The 1,335-nt window shown below is 54.9% G+C and carries 1 pseudogene; it reads right to left on the bottom strand.

Annotated features, from left to right (window positions below):
• Nucleotides 1–1,018: pseudogene (locus tag HMPREF9166_RS11600) on the bottom strand (hypothetical protein); the annotation flags it as partial.
• Nucleotides 1,019–1,335: the final 317 nt, after the last annotated feature.

The following is a 1,335-nucleotide window of genomic DNA, read 5'->3' as shown; positions in this document are numbered from 1 at the left end:
CATCTGCCGCCGAGAGAATCGCCGCGCTCTGTTCCGGTGTTGGCTGTCCGCCGTGCACAAGATTGTTAAGGGCTTTCTGTGTCGCCGCTATATCCTTTTCGTCAAAGACGAGTCCCGTGAAGTCCATCTGCGGTGCAGAGATGGGGCGCACAGAAGCACCACGGAACAACGCGCCCGACTTGATGATCTTCGTCGGGTGCCAGTCTCCCATCTGGTTATAGTCACTCTCATGGACAACCAGATTACGGCTGGACGAGTTGCCGATATAGCCGCCCTTGCCATCATAGAGCACCACATGGCGCTGCGGGTCGCTTTCGTCTCCGTAGACAATCACGTCGCCTTCTTCAAGCTGATTCGGGTCAAAGGCAATGACATTATCCCCCGCATCTTCAACCAGACGGTCAACGTTTACAACGCCGCTTTTGAGTTCCTGCGCAAGGAACGCCGAGGAGTTTGCGCCGATCTTTGTGACCGCCTCAACGCAGCCTTCCGTGCCGTTGTCCATTGTGACACCGATAAAAGGTGCGGCATCATCCGCAAGGCTACGCACCTGCACGGGAACATCCCCAGACCCCCCGAGGTCATAGCCCTCAATTTTCCTGCTGAGAGCTGCGCGCACACCACGCCCACCCACGAACGTGCCGAAAAGTCCCTGCGATACAATGTCGTACGGGAGTTCATAGCCGAACTCCTTTTTCATCCGCTCATAAATCTCGTCGTCGCTATAGCCCTGTTCGCGCAAGTATTGTGCGACATTTTCTGTATTCGACGCTGCGTCTATAACGCCTGTCGGTGCCCAGCTCGTAAAGTCGCCGATGGCTTCCCGTCCTGCACTGCCGGCTAACGTACGCTCCTCTCCGCCGACAAGGGCCTTAACGCGTGTAGCAAAAAGGCCAGCCGCCCGATTCAGCCCGACTTTGCCAAGCCCGCTATTCAGCACCTGCGAGACCTTCGCCGCTACGCCAATCTCCGGCATCACAGCACTTATGGCAAAGAACGGAATTTGACTGCCGAACAAATTCCCGAAATCCGCAGCAAAACCACGTGCATAAATCCAGTACTTTGGGTTCGTTGCACGGTCAAACAGCCCCTGCTCCTCGTACTCCTTTAGTAGTCCTGAATGTCCGTGAATCCCTCGGCTCGAACTATGGAACAGCAGAATACCGTGACCGACGCGATAAACACGTAATATGCTACAACGACGCGATAAAGCCGTGCGAGTGAATCCAATGGACGCTCACACACGAACTTGGACATATCACATGGGGCCATCTGAGGGAGTTTCCCGAAACGGGAACAAAACACCCTGCCCTTAAAAAATCAAGCTACAGAATC

The sequence above is a fragment of the Selenomonas sp. oral taxon 149 str. 67H29BP genome, assembly GCF_000146365.1.
Classification (GTDB): Bacteria; Bacillota; Negativicutes; order Selenomonadales; family Selenomonadaceae; genus Centipeda; species Centipeda felix.
This window is presented reverse-complemented; position numbering and strand designations above follow the sequence as displayed.